General features: G+C 64.1%; 7 protein-coding genes. 2 read left to right on the forward strand and 5 right to left on the reverse strand.

The genetic code is table 11. The annotated features are described in order from the left end of the window. From VN004_RS09365 to VN004_RS09385, 5 genes are all read right to left on the reverse strand, one after another. The coding region (locus VN004_RS09365) for an ABC transporter permease (protein ID WP_414710263.1) at positions 1–314 on the reverse strand (314 nt) is incomplete at its 3' end. Continuing rightward, positions 314–1,141 carry an ABC transporter ATP-binding protein gene (locus VN004_RS09370; protein WP_325609254.1) on the reverse strand — a complete coding sequence of 276 codons (828 nt, stop codon included), beginning with the start codon at positions 1,139–1,141 and terminating at the stop codon, positions 314–316. The genes VN004_RS09365 and VN004_RS09370, both read right to left, overlap by 1 nt. Continuing rightward, complete coding sequence (gene allB, locus VN004_RS09375; protein WP_325609256.1) at positions 1,138–2,583, reverse strand: allantoinase AllB; 1,446 nt, start codon at positions 2,581–2,583, stop codon at positions 1,138–1,140. The genes VN004_RS09370 and allB overlap by 4 nt, the downstream gene beginning before the upstream one ends. Before the next feature lie 8 nt (positions 2,584–2,591). Then, positions 2,592–3,383: an SDR family NAD(P)-dependent oxidoreductase gene (locus VN004_RS09380; protein WP_325609258.1), complete on the reverse strand. Its 792-nt coding sequence runs from the start codon at positions 3,381–3,383 to the stop codon at positions 2,592–2,594. Between the two features lie 65 nt (positions 3,384–3,448). Continuing rightward, the gene (locus VN004_RS09385; protein ID WP_325609260.1) at positions 3,449–4,480 is read right to left on the reverse strand and encodes an ABC transporter substrate-binding protein; all 1,032 of its coding nucleotides are present in this window, start codon (positions 4,478–4,480) and stop codon (positions 3,449–3,451) included. 187 nt (positions 4,481–4,667) lie between these two features. Between VN004_RS09385 and VN004_RS09390 the strand changes: the two genes are divergently transcribed. Both VN004_RS09390 and VN004_RS09395 read left to right on the forward strand, forming a co-directional pair. Continuing rightward, positions 4,668–5,588 (forward strand): LysR family transcriptional regulator, encoded by a 921-nt coding sequence (locus VN004_RS09390; protein WP_325609262.1) that lies wholly within the window; start codon positions 4,668–4,670, stop codon positions 5,586–5,588. Positions 5,589–5,668: 80 nt separating this feature from the next. Continuing rightward, positions 5,669–6,853, forward strand: a complete 1,185-nt coding sequence (locus tag VN004_RS09395; RefSeq protein ID WP_325609264.1) for a D-alanyl-D-alanine carboxypeptidase/D-alanyl-D-alanine-endopeptidase — start codon at positions 5,669–5,671, stop codon at positions 6,851–6,853. Positions 6,854–6,962: the final 109 nt, after the last annotated feature.

A 6,962-nucleotide genomic window follows, 5' to 3' on the forward strand; every position in this document is an offset into this window, starting at 1 on the left:
ACCTTCGGGATCGAGGCGAAGCCGATCAGCAGCGGATAGGCGACGTCGTAGGCGATCCTGGACACGCCGACCAGCATCCCGAGCAAAACACCGATGACGATGCCGAGACCGAAGCCGAGCAGCGTCGTGTACAGCGTCTGCAAGGTATGCGGCCACAGCGCCGGCGCACGCTCCCACAAGGTCACGATGACCTGGCTCGGCTTGGGCACCACCAGATCGCTGATGTTGAAGGCGCGGCAGAGAAATTCCCAGAGCAGGAAGAAGCCGATGATCAGGGCGGCGGACGCGATCCGCCGGCGCAGCTGAGGGTTCATCACGCGGCCTCCTTCTGCGGACGATTGGCGATGATCAGTTCGCGCAGCCGCTGCGTCATCGTCACGAAGTCCGGCGCATAGGTCATCTCGATGCTGCGCGGCCGCGCGAATGGCACCTCGGTGTCGTCGATGATGCGGCCCGGTCGGGCCTGCATCACGCAGATGCGGTTGGCGAGAAAGCCCGCCTCCTTCAGGTCATGCGTGACCAGGAGCACCGTGGGTTTACGCGTCATCCACAGATCCTGCATGATCGCCCACAATTCCTCGCGGGTGAACTGATCGAGCGCGCCGAAGGGCTCGTCCAGCATCAGGAGCTGCGGGTCGTGGATCAGCGCGCGGCACAGCGAGGCGCGCTGCATCATGCCGCCCGACAATTGCCACGGATATTTGTCGCCGAAGCCGGCCAGCCCGACCTGCGCCAGCAGCGCCTCGACGCGGTCGCGGAATTCGGTCTTCTTCTTGCGATGAAATTGCTGCCGGAACGGCGGGACGATCTTCAACGGCAGCATCACATTGTCGCGGATCGTCTTCCAGGGCAGCAGGGTCGGGTTCTGGAACGCCATGCCGACGCGCATCGGCTCGGCGCCGACCTCGCGGCCCGAGACATAGACATAACCGCTCGACGCCTTGAGGAGACCGGTCACCAGCTTGAGGATCGTCGACTTGCCGCAACCGGACGGGCCGACCAGCGCAACGAAATCACCGCGCCCGATCTTGAGGCGGGTTTCGGTCAGCGCCTGCACCTGCGTCTGACCGCGCCCATAGATCAGCGCCACGTTTTCCAGCTCGACGAAGGCCTCGTCGTGGGTCAGTTCGCCGTTGCTCATGCTGCGCTCTCTTTGCCGGGCGACGGTCTGACATCGCGCGTCACCGCGCGCATGGTCTTGTCGGCATTGCGCACAACCGGCGCCGGCATCCTCTGAAGGGTGTGGACGGAACGGCCCCATCCTTTCGTGCCTGGAACGAGCGTCCGGTCGCGCATCACGAAGCGGCCGCGCACGATGGTATGGACCGGCAAGCCCTTGACCTTGCGGCCGTGCCACGGGGAGATTTTCGAGCGCGACTGGATTTTCGCATCGTCGATGGTCCATTCGCGCGTCAGATCCACCAGCGCGAGATCGGCATCGGCGCCGGGCGCAATCGCACCCTTGCGCGGATAAAGCCCCCACGCCCGCGCCGGATTGAACGCGCTCCAGCGCACATAATCGGAAATCGACATCCGCCCTTCATTCACCTGTGTCAGCATGGCCGGCATCTGGGTTTCGACGCCGGGAAAGCCGCAATCGACTGCCCAGATGTCGTTGCGGGTCTTCTCCTCCGGGGTATGCGGCGCGTGATCGGTCGCGATCGTGTCGATGGTGCCGTCCTTCAGAGCGGCGAAGATCGGCTCCTGGTTGTCCTTCTCGCGCACCGGCGGATTGACCCGGATCACGCCGCCGAACCGCGCATAATCCTCCGTCGAGAGGAACAGATATTGCGGGCAGGTCTCGCCGGTGACATCGACGCCCCGCGCCTTTGCCTCGCGCAAGGGGCGCAATTCGTCGGCCGAGGAGATGTGCAGGATGTGAATGCGCGCCCCGGTCCATTCCGACAGGATGCAGGCTCTACTCACCGCCTCGACCGCAACCACCGCCGGACGCGAATCGAGATGCGCCAGCGGCTCGTGCCGGCCAGCCTGCGTCAGTCGGGTCTGCCGCCGCTCCATGATCGAGTTGGTCTCGGCATGGAGCGAGATGCGCTTGCCGGTCTCGGCAACGACCTCAAAGGCCTCCAGCATCGCGCCGGTGGAGGGAGATGGAATCTTGCCGAAGGTATTTCCCATATAGAGCTTGAACCCGATCACGCCGCCCGCGATCAGCTCCGGCACGTTGTCGATCGTGTCCTCCCCGAGAAGCCCGTAGAGGCCGAAATCGACATGCGCCTTCGATGCCGCGATCGCGTGTTTCTCAGCAAGGATCGTGCCGGTGCCGGTCGGCGGGATGGTGTTCGGCATGTCGAACACCGTGGTGACGCCTCCGAAGGCTGCGGCGGCGGTGCCGCTCTCCCAGTCTTCCTTGTGCGGGTAGCCGGGATCGCGGAAATGCACATGGACGTCGATCGCGCCGGGCAGGATGTGGAGCCCCGACGCATCCAGCGTCTCGCGCGCGGCCGGCATGGCGGCGGGCGCGCCGACGGCGACGATCGTGCCGCCTTGAATCGCGATGCTTGCCGAAAAAGCCGCGTCCGGCGTGACGACGATGCCATTATCGATGACGAGATCGGCGGTCATGGCGCTCCTCACAGCATCGCCCAGCCGCCATCGACCGGGAGGTCGACGCCGGTGATCTGGCGCGAGACGTCGCTCGCCAGGAACAGGCAGGCATTGGCGACGTCTTGGTCGAGGGTGACGCGCTTGAGCGCATAATCCGCGGCGTGGCGCGCCATCGCCTCCTCGACCGTGATGTTCAAGCGCCGCGCCATGTCCGCGCAGACCTTTTCACGGAACCGCGGACCGTCGACCATGCCCGGCGCGACACAATTGACGTTGATGTTATGCTGACCGACTTCCAGCGCGAAACTCTTGGTGATGCCGCGCAGACCCCATTTGGACGCGGAATAGGCCATGCGGCCCGCGCGCCCGCGCATGCCAAACGTGCCCCCCACATTGACGATCTTGCCGTAACGCTGCGCGATCATCGTCGGCACCACGCTGCGCATGGTGTGGAAGCAGCCATTCATGTTGAGGGTGACGATGTCGTCGAATTCTTCCGGCGTCGTCTCCGCACCGGTCTTGCCGACCGGGCCGGAGCCGCCGGCGACATTGACGAGAATGTCGATGCGGCCGAAGGCGGCTTTCGCCTCGCTGGCGGCCTTGTCGCATTCGTCGGGCTTGGTCAGATCGCACGGCACGACGATCGCCTGTGCGCCCTTCGCCGTAATCTCCTCCGCTACCGGCGCGATCGCCGCGACATCGCGTCCGATCAATACGAGCTTTGCACCTTCCGCCGCGAAGGATTTCGTGATCGCAGCGCCCATGCCCTTGGCCGGACCCGTGATCATCGTCACGCGGTCTTTCAGACCCAATTCCATTGTGTTGTTTCCCGGACTTGAAAAGAGGCGATCCCTCCCCCCGCCGAGGGAGGGACCGAGAGCGATCAGAACAGCTTCTTCGGAAGGTCGGCCGCGGGCGGCATGAATTCCGCGGTGAAGATTTCATCGACGGTCGGGGTGCGCGGCAGCTTGTTGGCCTCCACTAGAATATCGATCGACTTCTTCAGGCGCTCCTTGTCGACATTGCCAAGACCGATCTTGGCGATCTCGGGATGGTTCATCTCGTCCTTGAGCGTCGCATCGAAGCGCTCGCGCTCCACCGGAACCTTGATTAGCGGCTCACGCTTGGCGACCGCGGCAACGGACGCATCCGGGTCCTTCAGCGAATCCTGCAGGCCCTTGTTGAGCGCGCGCAGGAAGCCCGCGACGGCCTTGGGATTCTCCTTGATCAGCTTCTTCGAGACGATGATGGCGTTGGAATAGAGGTCCATCCCGTAATCGCCGTAATTGATGTAGCGGAGCTTGCTGTCGTCGACCCCGATCAGCTTCGCCGAGAAGCGGATGGTGTTGACATAGCCGAACACACCATCGACCTGCCCCTGCATCAGCATCTGCTCGCGCAGATTGGGCTGCATGTTGGTGATCTCGATCTTGCTGCAATCGAGTTTGGTCAGCTGGCACAGGGCCGGAAACAGCTTCAAGGCGCCGTCATTGGCGGCGCCGCCGAGCTTCTTGCCGACGAAATCCTTCGGTTCCTTGATCGGCGAGTCGGCCTTCACGGCAACGGTGAAAGGCGGGCGATTATACATGACATAGACCGCGACCGGCGCTTCCTCGGGCTTGCGCGCGGCAAGTTCGATCAGCGCGTTGATGTCGCCGAAGCCGATGTCATAGGTGCCGTTGGCCACGAGCGGCACCGCGGCCCCCGAGCCGTTGCCCTGGTCCATCTGCACCTCGAGGCCTTCCGCTTTGAAATAGCCGCGGTCGTCAGCAAGGAAGAACCAGCCCTGCGGTCCCTGGTATTTCCAGTTGAGCACCATCTTCAGCTTGGTCTGGGCCGCCGCCGGCACCGACAGGGCCAGCGTGCAGCCGATGGCCGCCGCCACCGCAAGGGTGAGTCTTCGAAAATGCATCATGACGCGCTCCTGTTATCGGGGCCCCGGCCGGACCCCTCTGCTCCTGCCGGCCTGCAATCTCCATGCCCCGCCACGAGGAGACGCTAGGCGGATTGAGTGATACGATCTGCCGCTGATTTTTTGTCAGGGCGCTGCCTTTTCGGCATCGCTCAGGCGATCGGCCCACCGGCAATCGGAACCTAACGCCATGAAACACTTGCGTTTTCTGCAATATTTCGACGCCGTGGCGCGGGCCGGATCGATCCGCAAGGCGGCCGAGCGGCTGAATGTCACCTCCTCCGCCGTCAACAGGCGGATCATGGACCTGGAAGCCGAGCTGGAGACCCCGCTATTCGAGCGCCGCCCACGCGGCGTGCGGCTCACCGCTGCTGGCGAATTGTTCATCCATCACGTGCGCGGCCAGGCCGCCGATCTCGACCGGGTACGCTCCAAGATCGAGGACCTGAAGGGACTGCGCCGCGGCACGGTGCGGCTCGCCGCCAGTCAGGCGCTGGTGCTGGAATTCCTGCCGCGGGAGATCGCGGCCTACCGGGCGCGCTTTCCGTTCGTGCATTTCGACGTCAGGGTCGAGGATCACATCAAGGCGATGCAGTCTCTGGCCGATTACGAGGTCGATCTGGTGCTGGTCTTCCGCCCGCCCTATCTGCCGAATTTCCGGCCGCTGATGTCTTTCGAGCAGCGGCTGGTGGTCGTGATGCCGAAAGGCCATCCGCTCGCGTCCAAGCCAACCATCCGGCTGCGCGATTGCGCGCAATATCCGGTGGCGCTGGCCGAGCCGGAGATCGGCGGCCGCCAATTGCTCGACGAGGCGCTGGCACGCCGCAATCTGCGCTTCGATATTGTCGCGCAGTCCAATTCCTTCGAATTCCTGCGGCATCTCGTGATGCGGGACAATGTCATCTCCTTCCAGATCGCGATCGGGGCCTCGTCGGATGAAAGGCAGGGCATCGTCGTTCGCGAGCTGGACGAGCGCGACGCGCCGCGGGCCGATCTCGTGCTCGGCCAGTTGAACGATCGCAGCCTGCCGGTGGCGTCCGCAAAATTCGCCGAGCAGCTATCGCAATCGCTGCTGGCGATGCGCGGCGAAGCCTTGCGGGCGAGCGCATGACGCTTCGGAACGCCCTGACTTCGTCGCAAATCTCCCGGTATCCTTGGCCCATGATGATGCGCCCTCGTGCTAGAGCCGCCATGGTGTCCCGCCTGCTCGTCATCGCCTTGCTGCTGGTGCTGCCGGGGCTCGCGCTCGCCGACGCGCGGGAGAAGGTCGCAGCGCTTGCGCCCAGAGCGTTGGTGCTGGTGACCGACGCCAAGGGCAACGAACTCATCGCACAGAATTTAGACGCGCCCTTCGTGCCGGCATCGGTCGCCAAGATCGTGACAGCATGGCTCGCCATGGAGGTGCTGGGCGGCGATTACCGGTTCGAGACCCCGTTCTATCTCGATGACAAGCGCGTTCTCTATGTCCGCGGCGGCGGCGACCCCTTCCTGATTTCCGAGGAGCTGACGCAGCTCGCCACCAATCTGGTCGCCGCGATCGGAAAGGAGCCGGTGACCGGCATCGTGCTGGATGCGAGCTATTATCCGTCGGACCTGCGCATCCCCGGCATCGAGGACGACGAGGAATCCTACAACGCGCTGAACTCGGCACTCGCGGTGAATTTCAACACCGTCAACGCGGTGCGCAAAGGCCAGACGGTGCGATCGGCGGAAAAGCAAACCCCGATCACGCCGCTCGCCATCAGCGAATTCCGCGCCCGTGGCCCGAACGGACGCGGGCGCATCAGTCTCAGCCAGGACCCGAAGGTCAGCCTGCAATATGCCGGCGAGCTGATCGCCGCCTTCATCGAACAGGCCGGCGGCAGCGTGAAAGGGGACATTTCAGTCGGGACCGTGCCGGCAGGCCTCAAGCCGGTTTACGTCCATCGCCAATCGCGGCCGATGTCGAAAATCCTCGGCGATCTGCTCAAGGCGTCGAACAACTACATCGCCAATCAGGTTTTTCTGGAAATTGGCGCAAAGCGTCTGGGCGGGCCGGTGAGCCTGGACAAGTCCTTGACGGTCCTGAACGAGAAGCTCGCAGCGAATGGTCTTGCCTCCGACATCCGGCTCGAGGAAGGCTCGGGCATCAGCCGCAACAACCAGTTCACCGCGCGCGGGCTCGTCAAACTGCTCGCCTTGTTCGAGCCCCATGCCGCGCTGATGAAGGGGCCGAACGACAGCCTGACCAAGACCGGGACGATGGACGGCATCCGCACATTGGCGGGCTACGCGGACACAAAGCAGCACGGCCGCGTGCGCCTCGTCATCGCGCTCCGCAGCAACGACGGCGCGATGCGCGCCAAACTGTTGCGGGCGATTGAGAGCGGCCTGTAGCAGCCGCAGTCAGGCGCACGCGTATGCGACGAACTGCAGGGTCCGCGCCGCTCTATCGCACGATCACCTTGGCGCCGACCCTCGTGCGATTATAGAGATCGATGACGTC

The organism is Pseudorhodoplanes sp. (assembly GCF_035565855.1).
Lineage (GTDB): Bacteria > Pseudomonadota > Alphaproteobacteria > Rhizobiales > Xanthobacteraceae > Pseudorhodoplanes.